This is a genomic window from Marinobacter sp. UBA5687 (genome assembly GCF_002420325.1).
Taxonomy (GTDB): domain Bacteria; phylum Pseudomonadota; class Gammaproteobacteria; order Pseudomonadales; family Oleiphilaceae; genus Marinobacter; species Marinobacter nauticus.
Window position 1 is genome coordinate 21195 of the sequence record NZ_DIHV01000135.1, and the last position, 14365, is coordinate 35559.

General features: G+C 58.4%; 17 protein-coding genes. 4 read left to right on the forward strand and 13 right to left on the reverse strand.

What is annotated here, in order from left to right; translation table 11 throughout:
- Positions 1-5: 5 nt before the first annotated feature.
- The 3 genes from cgtA to rplU all read right to left on the reverse strand — a co-directional run bounded on the left by cgtA (position 6) and on the right by rplU (position 1943).
- On the reverse strand, positions 6-1199 hold the full coding sequence (gene cgtA, locus B3Y70_RS15025; protein WP_286895334.1) for an Obg family GTPase CgtA: 1194 nt from the start codon (positions 1197-1199) through the stop codon (positions 6-8).
- A 136-nt stretch (positions 1200-1335) separates the two neighbouring features.
- Positions 1336-1596: a 50S ribosomal protein L27 gene (rpmA, locus tag B3Y70_RS15030; RefSeq protein ID WP_011784374.1), complete on the reverse strand. Its 261-nt coding sequence runs from the start codon at positions 1594-1596 to the stop codon at positions 1336-1338.
- 35 nt (positions 1597-1631) lie between these two features.
- Positions 1632-1943 carry a 50S ribosomal protein L21 gene (gene rplU / locus B3Y70_RS15035; RefSeq protein ID WP_011784373.1) on the reverse strand — a complete coding sequence of 104 codons (312 nt, stop codon included), beginning with the start codon at positions 1941-1943 and terminating at the stop codon, positions 1632-1634.
- A 241-nt stretch (positions 1944-2184) separates the two neighbouring features.
- Between rplU and ispB the strand changes: the two genes are divergently transcribed.
- Positions 2185-3153 (forward strand): octaprenyl diphosphate synthase, encoded by a 969-nt coding sequence (gene ispB, locus B3Y70_RS15040; protein ID WP_023009250.1) that lies wholly within the window; start codon positions 2185-2187, stop codon positions 3151-3153.
- Positions 3154-3167: 14 nt separating this feature from the next.
- Here the strand turns inward: ispB and B3Y70_RS15045 are convergent, their stop codons facing one another.
- Positions 3168-4154, reverse strand: coding sequence for a glutathione S-transferase family protein (locus B3Y70_RS15045; RefSeq protein WP_286895331.1), 987 nt, complete (start codon positions 4152-4154; stop codon positions 3168-3170).
- A gap of 152 nt (positions 4155-4306) precedes the next feature.
- Here B3Y70_RS15045 and B3Y70_RS15050 point away from each other — a divergent pair, with 152 nt between their 5' ends.
- Both B3Y70_RS15050 and B3Y70_RS15055 read left to right on the forward strand, forming a co-directional pair.
- Entirely contained in the window at positions 4307-5227 is a 921-nt protein-coding gene (locus B3Y70_RS15050; RefSeq protein ID WP_014420588.1) for a LysR substrate-binding domain-containing protein, read from the forward strand.
- A gap of 82 nt (positions 5228-5309) precedes the next feature.
- Positions 5310-6836: a WS/DGAT/MGAT family O-acyltransferase gene (locus tag B3Y70_RS15055; protein ID WP_286895328.1), complete on the forward strand. Its 1527-nt coding sequence runs from the start codon at positions 5310-5312 to the stop codon at positions 6834-6836.
- A 65-nt stretch (positions 6837-6901) separates the two neighbouring features.
- On the opposite strand, the gene B3Y70_RS15060 is transcribed toward B3Y70_RS15055, so the two are convergent.
- A complete protein-coding gene (locus tag B3Y70_RS15060; protein ID WP_023009246.1) occupies positions 6902-7549 on the reverse strand; it encodes a DUF2057 family protein in 648 nt (215 codons plus the stop codon).
- Positions 7550-7818: 269 nt separating this feature from the next.
- Between B3Y70_RS15060 and B3Y70_RS15065 the strand changes: the two genes are divergently transcribed.
- Positions 7819-8022: a DUF6316 family protein gene (locus tag B3Y70_RS15065; RefSeq protein WP_011784367.1), complete on the forward strand. Its 204-nt coding sequence runs from the start codon at positions 7819-7821 to the stop codon at positions 8020-8022.
- A 32-nt stretch (positions 8023-8054) separates the two neighbouring features.
- On the opposite strand, the gene B3Y70_RS15070 is transcribed toward B3Y70_RS15065, so the two are convergent.
- The 8 genes from B3Y70_RS15070 to glyA form a co-directional block, all read right to left on the reverse strand.
- Positions 8055-8579: a phosphatidylglycerophosphatase A family protein gene (locus B3Y70_RS15070; RefSeq protein ID WP_141067860.1), complete on the reverse strand. Its 525-nt coding sequence runs from the start codon at positions 8577-8579 to the stop codon at positions 8055-8057.
- Positions 8576-9523: a thiamine-phosphate kinase gene (thiL, locus tag B3Y70_RS15075; protein WP_273029778.1), complete on the reverse strand. Its 948-nt coding sequence runs from the start codon at positions 9521-9523 to the stop codon at positions 8576-8578. Before thiL ends, B3Y70_RS15070 begins: the two co-directional genes overlap by 4 nt.
- A 3-nt stretch (positions 9524-9526) precedes the next feature.
- On the reverse strand, positions 9527-10003 hold the full coding sequence (gene nusB, locus B3Y70_RS15080) for a transcription antitermination factor NusB (protein ID WP_014420583.1): 477 nt from the start codon (positions 10001-10003) through the stop codon (positions 9527-9529).
- Positions 10003-10479 carry a 6,7-dimethyl-8-ribityllumazine synthase gene (ribE, locus tag B3Y70_RS15085; protein WP_011784363.1) on the reverse strand — a complete coding sequence of 159 codons (477 nt, stop codon included), beginning with the start codon at positions 10477-10479 and terminating at the stop codon, positions 10003-10005. The genes nusB and ribE overlap by 1 nt, the downstream gene beginning before the upstream one ends.
- 48 nt (positions 10480-10527) lie before the next feature.
- Positions 10528-11643 carry a bifunctional 3,4-dihydroxy-2-butanone-4-phosphate synthase/GTP cyclohydrolase II gene (ribBA, locus tag B3Y70_RS15090; protein ID WP_022992196.1) on the reverse strand — a complete coding sequence of 372 codons (1116 nt, stop codon included), beginning with the start codon at positions 11641-11643 and terminating at the stop codon, positions 10528-10530.
- 64 nt (positions 11644-11707) lie between these two features.
- Positions 11708-12823 (reverse strand): bifunctional diaminohydroxyphosphoribosylaminopyrimidine deaminase/5-amino-6-(5-phosphoribosylamino)uracil reductase RibD, encoded by a 1116-nt coding sequence (gene ribD / locus B3Y70_RS15095; RefSeq protein ID WP_023011679.1) that lies wholly within the window; start codon positions 12821-12823, stop codon positions 11708-11710.
- Complete coding sequence (gene nrdR / locus B3Y70_RS15100) at positions 12820-13338, reverse strand: transcriptional regulator NrdR (RefSeq protein ID WP_011784360.1); 519 nt, start codon at positions 13336-13338, stop codon at positions 12820-12822. The genes ribD and nrdR overlap by 4 nt, the downstream gene beginning before the upstream one ends.
- A 70-nt stretch (positions 13339-13408) precedes the next feature.
- A partial coding sequence (gene glyA, locus B3Y70_RS15105; RefSeq protein ID WP_288590028.1) for a serine hydroxymethyltransferase occupies positions 13409-14365 on the reverse strand: 957 nt, incomplete at its 5' end.

Below are 14365 nucleotides of genomic sequence, written 5' to 3' on the forward strand. Positions count from 1 at the left end.
GTGAGTTATTCCGGTGCGTAAACCACTTCAACGTCGTAATCATCGTCGTCAAAGTCGTCGTCATCATCTGCGTTACGGGCCGCTCTACGGGCCTGACGATCCGCCTCAATTTTCTGACGGGCCTCTTCGTCCATGCGACGCCTGCGCGCGGCTTCCTGCTCAGCGAAATCGGGATTGTCGGCTTCCTGCTCGGCCTGTTCCTCAATCCAGCGCATCACGGCCTGCACCAGAGGTTTGGTGCCCTCACCACTCAGCGCGGAAATGCGGAACACAGGCCCCTCCCAGCCAAGCTCATCAACAATGGCCTGACAATGGGCCTCACGATCTTTCTCGGCGACCATATCGACCTTGTTCAGCACCAGCCAACGAGGACGGCTGGCCAGCGTTTCACTGAACTTTTCGAGTTCGTGGGCAATCGCCCTGACCGCGTCGGCCGGGGACGAGCCGTCATAAGGAGCAACATCCACCAGGTGCAGCAACAAGCGCGTCCGGACCAGGTGCTTCAGGAAACGAATACCAAGCCCCGCACCCTCGGCCGCCCCCTCAATCAGACCAGGAATATCCGCGATAACAAAGCTTTGATGAGCCTGCACACTGACCACACCAAGATTCGGTACCAGGGTGGTGAAGGGATAATCCGCTACCTTCGGGCGCGCGGCGGAAACCGACCGGATGAACGTAGACTTGCCAGCATTGGGCAAACCCAGCAAACCGACATCGGCCAGAACCTTCAGCTCCAGACGCAGATTACGCGCCTCACCCTCAGACCCTTTGGAGGTCTGACGAGGAGCACGATTAACGGACGACTTGAAACGGGTATTGCCAAGGCCGTGAAAACCACCCTGAGCCACTTTCAGACGCTGACCTTCTTTGGTCAGATCACCCAGCACTTCATGAGTATCCATATCCACCACCGTCGTGCCAACTGGCACCGGCAGCACCAGATCTTCGCCTTTGGTACCGGTGCAGTTACGGCCAGCGCCCGGCTCACCATTCTGGGCCTTGTATTTACGCTGAAAGCGGTAATCAATCAGGGTATTGAGTGCGCTGTCCGCCTCCAGATAGACGGAACCGCCATCCCCACCGTCACCGCCGTCGGGACCACCCTTTGGCACGTACTTTTCCCGCCGGAAGCTCAGGCAACCATGCCCGCCTTTACCGGCTTCAACAATGATGGTGGCTTCGTCTACAAATTTCATACGCCAAATGCCTTTGCATAAACTAAAAAGCCCCGCAGCCTCAAGGAAGCTTTGCGGGGCTCCGGATTCACCTGAGAACTGACTAAATCAGCATATCAGGCAAACCCAAGGTTCAACAGAACCGGATCGCCGCTGCTTACGCAGCCGGAACGATGCTTACGAACTTGCGGTTCTGCGGGCCTTTGGTTTCGAACTTCACCTGACCTTCCGCTTTCGCGAACAGGGTGTGGTCCTTGCCAATGCCTACGTTGCTGCCAGCGTGGAAACGGGTGCCACGCTGACGAACGATGATGCTGCCTGCAGATACAGACTCGCCACCGTAGCGCTTGACACCAAGTCGTTTCGACTCGGAATCGCGACCGTTACGGGTACTACCTGCTGCCTTTTTATGAGCCATTACCAGCCTCCTTCATTAAGGGGTTAATCGAGGGCTTAGCCCTGGATACCCGTGATCTTGACTTCAGTAAACCACTGACGGTGGCCCTGACGCTTCATGTGATGCTTACGACGACGGAACTTGATGATGTTCACTTTGTCGTGACGACCGTGGCTAACCACTTCTGCGGTCACCTTGGCACCTTCAACAACCGGAGCGCCAACTTTTACGTCGTCGCCATTGGCAACCAGAAGAACACGATCAAACTCAACGGAACCGCCGGTTTCAACTTCCAGCTTTTCCAGCTTCAGAGTTTCGCCTTCTTTTACACGGTGCTGCTTACCACCGCTAACAATAACTGCGTACATTCATAGTCTCCGCGATTGACCCATCCCTGCTCTTATCCACCTGGTTCTAAGGGAAGCGCTCTGGCGACCCTATTGCAGGGAGCGCAGGTTGGGATGAGTTGGGCGCGTGATTGTACGAAAACCCGTCGACCAATACAAGCCGGATTCCGGCTCAAGTTGACACTGTAAGCAGCAATACCTAGCATTGCCGCGACCTGCCCGAAAACTCAACGAAAACACCAGCAAGGGACTTACCGGCCCGATGACAGCCCAGCGCATCTACGACACCGTAGCGGATGATTTCAGCCGCGTTAACGACCTTATCATCAAGCGGCTCGCTTCCGATGTCCCGCTGGTTGAGAAAATCGCCCAGTACATTATCGAAAGCGGCGGCAAACGCCTGCGACCTTTGCTGGTTCTCCTGGCCAGCCAGGCCGCCGGCTACCAGAAAGACGATCATCTGAAGCTGGCTGCCGTGATTGAATTCCTGCATACCGCCACCCTGCTGCACGACGATGTGGTAGACACCTCCGATATGCGCCGCGGCCGCAGCACAGCCAACGCAAAATGGGGCAACGCGCCCAGCGTGCTGGTCGGCGATTTCCTCTATGCCCGGGCCTTCGAAATGATGGTCGAGCTGCAGAGCCTGCCGATCATGAACGTGCTGTCGCACGCCACGGCCGTTATTGCCGAGGGCGAGGTCATGCAGCTGATGAATGTGAAGAACCCGGACTTGAGCGAAGACCAGTATATGGTCGTTATCCACAACAAGACCGCCATGCTGTTTGAAGCCGCGTCCCACACGGGCGCCCTGCTGGCCGGAGCCAGCAGGGAACAGGAAAATGCCCTGAAAGACTATGGCAAACACCTCGGGCTGGCATTCCAGCTGGTTGATGACGTTCTCGATTATCAGGGCGATGCCGAAACCATGGGCAAGAACGTGGGAGACGACCTGGCGGAAGGCAAAACCACCCTGCCGCTGATCTACGCCATGGCCAATGGTAGCGAAGCCGAAAGGCAACTGATCCGCCAGGCCATCCGGAAGGGAGGGCTGGATGACCTGCCGAAGGTACTGGATATCGTTAAGGCGTCCGGTGCCATCGAATACACCATGACAAAAGCAAAAGAGCAGGCGCAGATCGCGAGAGACCTGCTGGCCTGCCTGCCGGGCTCTGAGCACCGGCAGGCGCTGGAATTATTGACCGAAGTGGCGGTAGCCCGGGTCAGCTAGTAGACCAGGCCCATTCAGCCGAGATGTTCACGCCCGTGGGGTGCTTCGAATTCCAGCTCTGGCCCCACCGGCACAATCTGGGTTGGGTTTATGGTGCGCTGACTTACATAGTAGTGACGCTTGATCTGGCCCAGATCCACGGTTTCAGCCACGCCCGGCACCTGATATAGCTCCCGCACATAGCCGGACAGATTCGGATAGTCGCGGATCTGCTGGCGGTTGCACTTGAAGTGGCTGTAATACACCGCATCAAACCGGATCAACGTGGTGAACAGCCGCCAATCGGCCTCGGTTAGCCGGTTACCGGTGAGATAGCGCTTTTCCGCCAGCCTTTCTTCCAGCCAGTCCAGGGAGTCGAACAGGGCCTGAGAGGCCTCCTCATACTTGTCCTGCGCAGTGGCGAACCCGGCTTTATAAACGCCATTGTTCACCGTGTGGTAAACCCGTTCATTCACCGCCTCGATGTCACCACGCAGGCTTTCCGGGTAGAAATCCCGGTCGTTATTCACGCCCTCAAGGCCATCAAAGGCGGAATTGAACATCCGGATAATGTCTGCGGATTCATTACTGACAATGGTTTCGCGCTCTTTGTCCCACAACACCGGCACCGTGACCCGGCCAGAATAATGCGGGGCGGCACGGGTATAAATCTGGTGCATGAAGTCAAAATTATACAAGTCGTCTTGATGTTCTTTGCGACCGGGCCGGAACTCCCAGCCGTTTTCCACCATGTCCGGGTGCACGACAGACACCGAAATATGGTTCTCCAGACCTTTGAGCTTCCGGAAAATCAAGGTGCGGTGGGCCCAGGGGCAGGCCATGGAAACATACAAGTGATACCGGCCACTCACTGCAGGAAAACCACCCTCTCCGGCCGGCCCGGCAGAGCCATCAGCGGTTACCCAGTTTCGGAACCGCGCCGCTTCGCGCTCAAACTTGCCGCCGGTTCTGCCCGTGTCATACCACTGATCGTGCCAACAGCCGTCAACCAACAAGCCCATAACTACCCTCCTGCGAGGTCAGCCACCATGAAATTTGCCCTGATGAAGTGTGATGGGGCCGACCCGGTTCTGAATTAATAGAGACAGGCTAACGGCTGTGCTGCTAGGCTGATAGCAAGCATTTCTGGCAAACACTTTCAGATTATTCGAACATGCATACAGCCATTACCATCGACGCACTCAAAGTACTGGACGCTATCGACCGCAAGGGCAGTTTTGCCGGTGCCGCCAGCGAACTGTTCCGGGTTCCCTCGGCCATCAGTTACACCGTTCAGAAGCTTGAGGAAGACCTCAGCGTCAGTGTCTTTGACCGAACCGGCCACAAAGCCGTGCTCACGCCCGCCGGTCGTTACCTGCTGGAGGAAGGCCGCTCGCTGCTTGAAGCCGCCGAGAACCTGGCTCACTCTACCCGCCAGGTAGCTCAGGGCTGGGAAACCAGGCTTAGAATAGGATTCAACTCGCTGCTGCCGGCACAATGCCTGTTTCCGGCGATTGACGCTTTTTACCAATTGGGCGTTCCAGTGGATGTACAGGTGGTGGAGGAGGTCTTTGCAGGCGCCTGGGACGCCCTGCAAAGCCGGCGCGTCGACATGGTGATCGGCGCAGACCAGCTCAGCAAGCCCGCCGGAAGCTTTACCACCAAGCCACTGGGCGAGATACCTTTCGTCTTTGCCGTGGCGGCCAACCACCCTTTGGCCCAGGCAGAAGAACCCCTGAAAGAAAGCGACATCGCCCCATTTCCCGCTGCCGTTGCCGCCGACACCTCCCGCGCGCTGCCACCCGGCCATGCCGGCATCTTCCGGCGCCAACGAACCTTGACCGTCACCAACATCGACCAGAAAATTGCCATACAGGAAGCAGGCCTTGGCGTTGGCTGGCTGCCCTTGCCACGCATCCGGGAGGCACTGGCTTCAGGCCGGCTGGTGGCGAAAGCCGTGCACGAACCACGCCCCCCGATCGCCATTCACCTGGCCCGGCACAGTGAAGACAAAGGCAAGGCTCTGATGTGGTTCTGGAACCGGCTGAGCGAAGACCAGAGCCTCAGCCAGTGGCTCAAGCCGGCGGATTCCTGAGGCAACGGAGCCAACCGGGGAATTCACGGTCTGGAGTATACTGGTCAGCCGAGTACAACGAGAAACACAAGGAGTGCGTTCCATGCGTCAGCTGTCGGAACTGGATGCCTCGTTCCTGTATCTGGAATCAGACACCACCCCGATGCACATCGGCGGCGTTTATCTGTTTGATGCCAGCGGCCTGTCTAACCCGCTGGCGTTCAGCACCTTCGTCGCCTACCTGCGCAGCCGCCTCCACGTGGTGCCTCTGTTCCGCCAGAAACTGAAAGAAATCCCTCTCCGGCTCGGCCGCCCCTATTGGGTGGACGATGCCGATTTCAGCATTGAGCGGCACCTGGCCTATGTAAACCTGGGTGAACACGGCAAGCAGGCCAGTCTGATGTCACTGGCTTCGAAAATTCTTGAGGAACCACTGAAACGCGACCGACCGCTGTGGCACATCACCTTTGTCGATGGTTTCCGGATCGACGATCCGGAGGGTGAAAAAGAGGGTTTTGCACTGATCGTGAAGCTGCATCATGCGGCCATTGATGCCTTCAGTGGCGAGGAAATCATGGGCAAGCTGCTGGAGTACACACCCAGCCCGAGAACCATCACACCACCCCGCCCCTGGCTGCCAAGGCAGGAACCTTCTGAGGAGCGGGTGTTCCTGCAGGCCGGTGCCAACATGCTGAAAACGCCGATGCAGCTGGCCTCTCTGGCCTATAACGCCGCCGAAGCCACAACCCGTGGGCTGATCCAGAAGCAATTACACAAGCTGCCACTGCCACTGCCCTTGTTCACCGCGCCCCACAGCCCCTTTAACCGGCAGATTACCGCCAACCGGCGGATTGTCTCGACCAGCGTGGAATTGTCCCGGCTCAAAGCCATCAAAGGCTCCTTGGCCGACGTCACCCTGAACGATGTGGTCCTCGGCCTGTGCGCCGAAACCCTGGCCCGATACCTCGCCAACCAGAACATCGAAACGAAAACATCGCTGGTCGCCATGACGCCGATCTCGGTTCGCTCCAGCAGTCTTCGCAAGGCCACGGGCAACCAGATGTCGGCCATGTTGCTGGACCTGGCCACTGCAGAACCCAACCCGGCAGCCCGGATCCGGCGAATTCACCGTAACGCGGTAGAATCGGAACCCTACCGTGAAGCCATAGCCGCGGACCGGCTGACCGAACTGCTACCATCAACACTGCTGGCACTGTCAGCCCGGCTGTATTCCGAGCTTCAGGTGGCACAACGCTATCAGCCCCTGTTCAATGTGCCGATTACCAACGTACCGGGCCCGCAGGTACCGCTGTACCTGCAAGGTGCCCGTTTGGTGCGCCAGTACAACAGCGCCCCTCTGTTCGACAGCCTTGGGCTGGTAATTGTCGCGGTCAGCTACCAGGGGCAGCTCACCCTGAACTTTACTCTTTGCCCGGACGTGGTCGCCGACAGCGACCAGCTAGCGGAACTGGTACACGACAGCCTGGAAGCGATAGAGAAAGCAGCAGCGGAGCTGGGCCCCGATCAAGGCCATGAGCAGTTTCCGGAACCACAACACAACCTGACCGATGATGTCCTGGCCTATGTGGAAAAGCTATTGAAAGGTGGGCTGGGCAAATTCAGACGGTAACCGGGGTGTGAGCTGCAGAACTAATCAGATAATGAAAAAGCCGGGCCCGCAGGCCCGGCCCGGGATTATTCGAATGCCCAACGCAGAAAGGCTTTCTTCTCTTCATCCGAAGCATCTGCCCAAATGGCTTTGAGCTGTTCCAGTGCGGTGCCGTCCTGGGTGCGCCCGACACTTTCTGTGTCAGACACCGGTACCGGAGTGCGGTTGGCTGTCAACCGGGACTGTCCGTCCCATTCCTCAGATACCGCCACCACGGTACCGTTACCGGCAACAATCTTTGCCGAGAAGCTCTCCATCATGGCTTCGGCTTCCTGGCGGCTGCCCGGCTTGTCAAACTCGAAACGGTAGACCGCGTCCGGGCTCGCCTCGAACCGTGCCACCTGAGGACCGCTCTCAATGACATGAACTTTGGATTCGCCATTGCGCACCACACCGGCCTTGGCCCAGATGGTTTTATAGTTGAACACCACTTCGTTTTCACCAGGCAGCAAACCGTAATCCAGTGCCAGGTCGTCGATCAGGAAATTGGTCATGCTCCGGCCATTCACGCTGACCACCTGTATCGCACCGGGCGCCTGAAGCACTGCCGGCTCCGTTGCCGCGGGCAGTTGGCCTTCCCAGGTATCGACCCTGGCCACGGTAGACGCACAACCCGCCATGACCACACTCACCAGAACAGCCAGCAACTTGAAAAGCCTTGGAACGTGACACATACTCACTTCATCTCCTTATCCATAGGGATGGCCGTTGGCACGGCCTGCAATGTTGAGGGCAACGCTGCCAAGCATTCTGACCATCCCGGCTGATCAGAGCAAGGCACACAATCGAATTCGCTTTCGATGCTGAAAGGTCCGGAATGTGATGCCCGGCGTAAGAATGTAAAAAATTGTTGAATTCGCCAGCAATTAGATTAGTTTTAAACAAGTCGGCTTACACAACGCATAGCCCGAGAAGAAAAAAACAAGTGGGCTCAGGAGAAACCATGGACACTCAGCGCAGGACAGGAGAGCAAGGCCCCGTCCCGTTTCGCAGCAGTCGTTTTTTCTGCGTAGGGAGCAAATGGTACTTTACAACTCGCGAGGGCTTCGATAGCGGGCCTTTTGCCTCAAGAGAGCGGGCAGAAGTCGGCCTTAAACGCTTTCTGCATGTTGTTCGCATGCTGCCAGAAGAGCAGCAGGTGCACTAACCCACCCGACAAACCGAATGGGTGATGCCTCGCTAGATAATATAGGGCATCACCCAGACGTCAATAGCCCAAAGGCAACCCAGCGCCATGGCCCCGGCGACGACATCGTCCACCATAATCCCGAGCCCGCCGGGCAAGCGCTCATCCAGCCAGTTAATGGGCCAGGGCTTCCACACGTCAAACAGCCGGAACAGCATGAACGCCATGAGCACCCCGTAAAGCTGATCCGGAAACAGGCCCAGGGCAATCCACATCCCCACAAATTCATCCCATACAATACCGCCGTGATCATGCACTTTCAGGTCTGTCGCGGTTTTGCCACACAACCAGATACCCACCAGAAACGCCGCCAGAACCACGAGCCAGTAGGCCAACGGAGGCATCCAGGAAAAGGCATACCAAACCGGAACAGCGGCGAGGCTACCCCAGGTTCCCGGCGCTCTCGGCGCTGCACCGCTACCAAAACCGAAGGCCAACAGGTGGACCGGATTTTTCAGAAAGCCAGGGGGCAAGATGACCTGGGCGGCGTCCGGTTCATGCATCAGCTCATCACTCATGCGGGTCTCCCAAAGTGCTCAAATCCTTGAATGACGCCAGAGACCGGCCCGCTCAGTTGAAGGCCAGGCTCCGAAGTAATCTCTCCAATGACCGTCAGCTCACGGGCCACAGAATCGTCAAGAGTGCCGAAGGTTTCTGGCGGGATGGTGATGCAAAGCTCATAGTCATCTCCTGCTCCCAACGCAAGATCCCGGGCGTTCTCACCCTTTAATGCAACCAACTCCGCCATCATCGGTATACGTCCCGTGTCGATTCTGGCACCAGCGCACGAGGCATCAAGAATATGACCGAGATCCGCCAGAAGCCCGTCTGAAATATCAATGGCAGAGGAGGCCCTGCCCGCCAGCTGCTGTCCCAGTGACAGACGAGGCTCTGGGAAATGATAACGTGATAACAAGGCAAGCTGGTCCGGTGAGGGCGCGGCGGCAGCTAGGTAATCAAGAGCGGCACCGGCCGCCCCGAGCGTACCGCTGACACATATCAGGTCGCCGGGCTTCGCGCCGGATCGATACAGCGCACGCCCACTCTCAACAGTTCCGTGCACCTGGATGCTGATTGTCAGGGGCCCACGGGTAGTGTCTCCGCCCGCCAGGGCGATACCAAAGGCTTTGCTGGCCCGGGCCAGTCCCTCTGAAAACGGCTTCAGCCAGCCCTGATTGGCGTCTGGCAAGGTTAAAGCCAGAGTAAAACAGACCGGGCTTGCGCCCATCGCGGCCAAATCACTTACCGCAACCGCCAGAGCTCGCCATCCGAGATAATCGGGCGAATAACCGGAAGGAAAATGAACGCCCTCTACCAGGGTGTCCACAGAAAACACCAGGTCCAGCCCCGGCGATACCCGCTGGATCGCACAGTCGTCGCCGGGACCGAGAAGGAGCTGATCCTGCCCGGAACCATCGGCCAGCGGCTGGAAATACTTCCGGATCAGCTCAAATTCACCCATGAATCAACGCGGGCGGGTCTCGGCCAGGCGAAGCCGGCGGCTGAGTTTGTCCAGAATGCTGTTCACAAACTTGTGCCCTTCGGTGCCACCAAAGCGCTTGGCCATTTCAATACCCTCGTTGATGACCACTTTGTAGGGCACATCGATGCGGTGTTTCAGCTCATAGGCGCCCAGGCGAACGATCGCCAGTTCAACCGGGTCGACCTCCTTGAGGGGACGATCCAGAAACGGCTCCAGCAACTTGTCGAGCTCCGCCTGCTCGCGGTAGACACCACGCAGAAGGTCCCGAAAATACATGATATCGACCTTGCTCATGTCGTTGTCGACCATGAACTCGGCTTCGATATCAGAAATCGGCGTTTTGCTGAAGTGCCGCTGATACAAACCCTGCATGGCCAGCGCCCGTGCCCGGCGGCGATCGCCTGCCTTGGGCTGGCCGGTTTTCCCCGGCTGGGGAGAAGTGTCACCCGCTTCGCTCATTACTCACCCAACTTTTTGAACAGACTGACCATTTCCAGGGCAGTAATGGCAGCTTCCGCGCCCTTGTTGCCGGCCTTGGTGCCGGAGCGTTCGATGGCCTGCTCAATGGAATCTACGGTCAATACGCCGAAGGTAACCGGGACATCGGTTTCCAGGCTGACAGCGCCCAGGCCGCTGGAGGCCTCGCCCGCCACGTATTCAAAGTGCGGAGTACCACCACGAATTACCGCGCCAAGGGCGATAATGGCGTCGTAGTCCGAGGTTTCGGCAACACGCTTGACCGCCAGTGGCATTTCATAGGCACCCGGTACACGGATGATGGCAATGTCATCATTGGAAATGCCGTGACGACGCAAGGTATCCACTGCACCTTCCACCAGACTTTCCACCACAAAGCCGTTAAACCGGCCAACCACAAGCGCATAGCGGCCGCTGCACTGGGTAAAATCACCTTCAATTACTTTGATATCTGCCATCTCGGGCTCCTTCACGGGTCATCGCCTTATTGGCGATAACCGGGTTTATCATTCGGGGGCGTAAGGTACGTATTCCACCACTTCCAGGTCGAAACCGGAGATGGCGGAGAATTTAACCGGCGGACTGAGCAGGCGCATTTTACCTACGCCAAGATCCCGGAGAATCTGGGAACCGGTACCGACGGTGAAATACACGCCGGAACTGCCCTTGCCTGAGGATCCCTGCCCTTTGTCAAAGAACTCCTGAATCCGGTCTTCCAGGTTGTAGCTGTCTTCAGCACTGTTAAGCAGCACCACCACGCCTTTGCCTTCTTCCGCAACCTTCTCCAGTGCGTGATGCAGCGGCCAGCTCCGGGAGTCTTTGCGGCGTGCACCCAGCAGATCGCGCAGGGTATCGGTAATGTGCACTCGCACAAACACTGGCTCATCTGGCTGGATATCGCCCATTACCATAGCCAGATGGGTAGCACCCTGGATATTGTCCCGGTAGGTGTGCAGCTTGAACACGCCGTACTCGGTATCCAGTTCGTTCTGCTCCACACACTCCACCGTGCGCTCGTTCATGGTGCGGTAATGAATCAGGTCTGCGATGGTCCCGATCTTCAGATCATGCTCTTCTGCGAACTTTTCAAGATCCGGGCGCCGGGCCATGGAGCCGTCATCATTCATGATTTCACAGATCACGCCGGCCGGCTCACAGCCGGCCAGGGCCGCCAGATCGCAGGACGCTTCGGTGTGACCGGCACGACTGAGAACGCCACCAGGATCGGACATCAGTGGGAAAATATGCCCCGGCTGAACCAGGTCAGAAGCCTTGGCATCCCGGGCAACCGCTGCCTGCACGGTACGAGCCCGGTCCGCTGCGGAAATGCCCGTGGTAACACCCTCCCGGGCTTCGATCGACAGGGTAAATTTGGTTCCGAAGCCAGAAGCATTCTGCTGTACCATCAACGGCAGGCCCAGCTGTTCGCACCGGTCACGGGTCATCGGCATGCAGATGAGCCCACGGCCAAAACGGGCCATGAAGTTGATGGCCTCCGCCGTGCAGTGTTCGGCGGCCATCACCAGGTCGCCCTCATTCTCGCGATCCTCATCATCCATCAGGATGACCATTTTGCCCTGGCGAATGTCTTCAATGATTTCTTCAATGCTGTTCAGTGCCATACGGTTCTGCACCCTTTCACCCCTCCCGACAGTCTAGCCGGTTCTCGGGGAATGGATTGAATGATTAGTGGCGAGCCAGGATCAGACGCTGATCCTCACCCACCTGACGACGATCCAGCACCTTCCATTGCACTTTGTCGGCCATGGTCTCCAGCGGCAAATGCGCTGTCGGCCTGCCGGTACTACCCAGGAAAACCGGGGCCTGGTAGAGCCAGAGCTCGTCCACAAGATTTTCACCGATGAACGTACCGGCCAGCGTAGGGCCGGCTTCAACCAGCAACTCGTTAATACCAAGCTCTCCCAGCGCGTCCAGCAACTCGGCGACATCAACACCGTTATCTTTCCAGGCAACCCCGGTCAGGCTGACGCCCAGCGCAGCCAGATCCTGGGCCGGGCCTGAGGCCAGTGTCGAACTGGCGCAGAATACCTGCACATTGCCACCCTGAAGAATCCTGGCGGTGGCCGGCGTACGGGCATCCCGGTCGGCGATCACCCGCAACGGCTGCCGGGACGGATCCGTGGCATCACCGATATCGCCCATCTCGTCCCGCCGAACGGTCAACGAGGGGTCATCCGCCAGCACCGTACCAACCCCGGTGAGGATAGCGTCGCTGATCGCCCGCAAACGCTGCACATCCGCGCGCGCTTCCGGGCCGGTTATCCACTGGCTTTCACCACTGGCCATGGCGGTCCGGCCATCGAGACTGGCCGCCATCTTCAGCCGAACCCAGGGGCGACCGGTATTCATACGCTTCATGAAGCCAGGATTCAGACGCGCAGCCTCATCGGCCATCACGCCTTCGGTCACCCGTATGCCAGCCTCCCTGAGCATATCCAGCCCCCGACCGGACACAGACGGGTTGGGGTCTTTGGTGGCGGCAAACACATGGGCCACGCCGGCATCTATCAGTGCCCGTGCGCAGGGCGGCGTGCGCCCGTAGTGGCTGCACGGCTCCAGGGTAACGTAGGCGGTGGCTCCCCGAGCCTCATGGCCTGCCTGGCTCAAAGCACGCACTTCCGCATGGGCTTCACCGGCACGCTCGTGCCAGCCCTCGCCCACAATCAGATCGCCTTTGGCAATAACACAACCAACACGGGGATTGGGATGGGTGGAATAGCGACCGCGCCAGGCCAGCTGAACGGCCCGGGCCATCATTGCCCGATCACGGTCTGAAATCATGCCTTGCCTTTGTCTGTACCGTTATCCACCAATGCCCTGGCAACATCCACCGCGGTATCGCCATTGCCCTGGGACAGCCGCTCGATCTCTTCCTTGAACTCGTTGATATCCTGGAAACTGCGGTAAACCGAGGCAAAACGCACGTAAGCCACCTTGTCCAGTTGGCGCAGCTCGGTCATCACTTCCTCACCCAACTGCATCGACTTGACCTCGCGCTCACCAGTGGAGCGAAGACGGTACTTGATGCGGTTCAACGCTGCATCGATTTCCTCAATGCTGACCGGACGTTTTTCCAGAGCTTTCATGATGCCGGCTCGCAGCTTTTCTTCATCAAAAGGCTGCCGGGTACCATCCTGCTTCACGACCCGGGGCATCACCAGCTCAGCGGTTTCAAAGGTGGTAAAACGCTCACGGCAGGACAGACACTCCCTGCGGCGGCGAACCTGGTCACCCTCGGCCACCAGGCGCGAATCAATCACCTTGGTATCGGCTTCACCACAGAAAGGACAATGCATAAATCACCTGCTCCGGAAAGAAAGAACCCGGGCACTCACCGGAGCGCCCGGGCTGACCTGTCTAAGCCTGTTAGCCGTAGACCGGGAACCGTGCGCAGACAGCTTCCACCTGCTCCCGCACTCGGCTATTGACCGCTTCGTCTTCAAGGTTATCGAGGATGTCACACATCCAGCCCGCCAGATCCCGACACTCGGCTTCCTTGAAGCCGCGTGTGGTCACCGCCGGAGTACCAATGCGCAGTCCGGACGTTACAAACGGTGAACGAGGATCGTTCGGCACGGCGTTCTTGTTCACGGTAATGTGCGCTTTGCCCAGTGCGGCATCCGCGTCTTTACCGGTAATGTCCTGTTTGATCAGGCTCACCAGGAACAGGTGGTTCTTGGTTCCCCCGGAAACCACGTCAAAGCCGCGCTCGATGAACACCTCTGCCATGGCGGCGGCGTTCTTCACGACCTGCTGCTGGTAGGCCTTGAACTCGTCACTCATGGCTTCCTTGAAGCACACGGCTTTGGCCGCAATCACGTGCATCAGCGGGCCGCCCTGACCGCCCGGGAACACGGCAGAATTCAGTTTCTTCTGCAGGTCTTCGTCGTCACAGGCCAGAATCAGGCCGCCACGGGGACCGCGCAGGGTTTTGTGCGTGGTGGTCGCAACTACGTGGGCGTGAGGTACCGGATCCGGGTAGACGCCAGCGGCGACCAGACCGGCCACGTGGGCCATGTCCACGAACAGATACGCGCCCACCTTGTCGGCGATGGCACGGAAACGGGCAAAGTCCAGCTCCTGCGAGTAAGCAGAGAAGCCGGCGATGATCATTTTCGGCTTATGCTCGACAGCCAGGGCTTCCACTTCGTCGTAATCGATCAGACCGGTCTCCGGGTTCAGGCCGTACTGAACCGCGTGGTAGATCTTGCCGGAGAAGTTCACGCTGGCACCGTGGGTCAGGTGGCCACCGTGGGCAAGACTCATACCCAGAACGGTATCACCGGGCTTGAGCAGCGCCATGAACACCGCAGAGTTGGCCTG

Excerpts from the sequence above, each read along its gene's own strand:
- cgtA (WP_286895334.1), bottom strand. The coding sequence starts at position 1,199 with ATGAAATTTGTAGACGAAGCCACCATCATTGTTGAAGCCGGTAAAGGC.
- rpmA (WP_011784374.1), bottom strand. The coding sequence starts at position 1,596 with ATGGCTCATAAAAAGGCAGCAGGTAGTACCCGTAACGGTCGCGATTCC.
- rplU (WP_011784373.1), bottom strand. The coding sequence starts at position 1,943 with ATGTACGCAGTTATTGTTAGCGGTGGTAAGCAGCACCGTGTAAAAGAA.
- ispB (WP_023009250.1), top strand. The coding sequence starts at position 2,185 with ATGACAGCCCAGCGCATCTACGACACCGTAGCGGATGATTTCAGCCGC.
- B3Y70_RS15045 (WP_286895331.1), bottom strand. The coding sequence starts at position 4,154 with ATGGGCTTGTTGGTTGACGGCTGTTGGCACGATCAGTGGTATGACACG.
- B3Y70_RS15050 (WP_014420588.1), top strand. The coding sequence starts at position 4,307 with ATGCATACAGCCATTACCATCGACGCACTCAAAGTACTGGACGCTATC.
- B3Y70_RS15055 (WP_286895328.1), top strand. The coding sequence starts at position 5,310 with ATGCGTCAGCTGTCGGAACTGGATGCCTCGTTCCTGTATCTGGAATCA.
- B3Y70_RS15060 (WP_023009246.1), bottom strand. The coding sequence starts at position 7,549 with ATGTGTCACGTTCCAAGGCTTTTCAAGTTGCTGGCTGTTCTGGTGAGT.
- B3Y70_RS15065 (WP_011784367.1), top strand. The coding sequence starts at position 7,819 with ATGGACACTCAGCGCAGGACAGGAGAGCAAGGCCCCGTCCCGTTTCGC.
- B3Y70_RS15070 (WP_141067860.1), bottom strand. The coding sequence starts at position 8,579 with ATGAGTGATGAGCTGATGCATGAACCGGACGCCGCCCAGGTCATCTTG.
- thiL (WP_273029778.1), bottom strand. The coding sequence starts at position 9,523 with ATGGGTGAATTTGAGCTGATCCGGAAGTATTTCCAGCCGCTGGCCGAT.
- nusB (WP_014420583.1), bottom strand. The coding sequence starts at position 10,003 with ATGAGCGAAGCGGGTGACACTTCTCCCCAGCCGGGGAAAACCGGCCAG.
- ribE (WP_011784363.1), bottom strand. The coding sequence starts at position 10,479 with ATGGCAGATATCAAAGTAATTGAAGGTGATTTTACCCAGTGCAGCGGC.
- ribBA (WP_022992196.1), bottom strand. The coding sequence starts at position 11,643 with ATGGCACTGAACAGCATTGAAGAAATCATTGAAGACATTCGCCAGGGC.
- ribD (WP_023011679.1), bottom strand. The coding sequence starts at position 12,823 with ATGATTTCAGACCGTGATCGGGCAATGATGGCCCGGGCCGTTCAGCTG.
- nrdR (WP_011784360.1), bottom strand. The coding sequence starts at position 13,338 with ATGCATTGTCCTTTCTGTGGTGAAGCCGATACCAAGGTGATTGATTCG.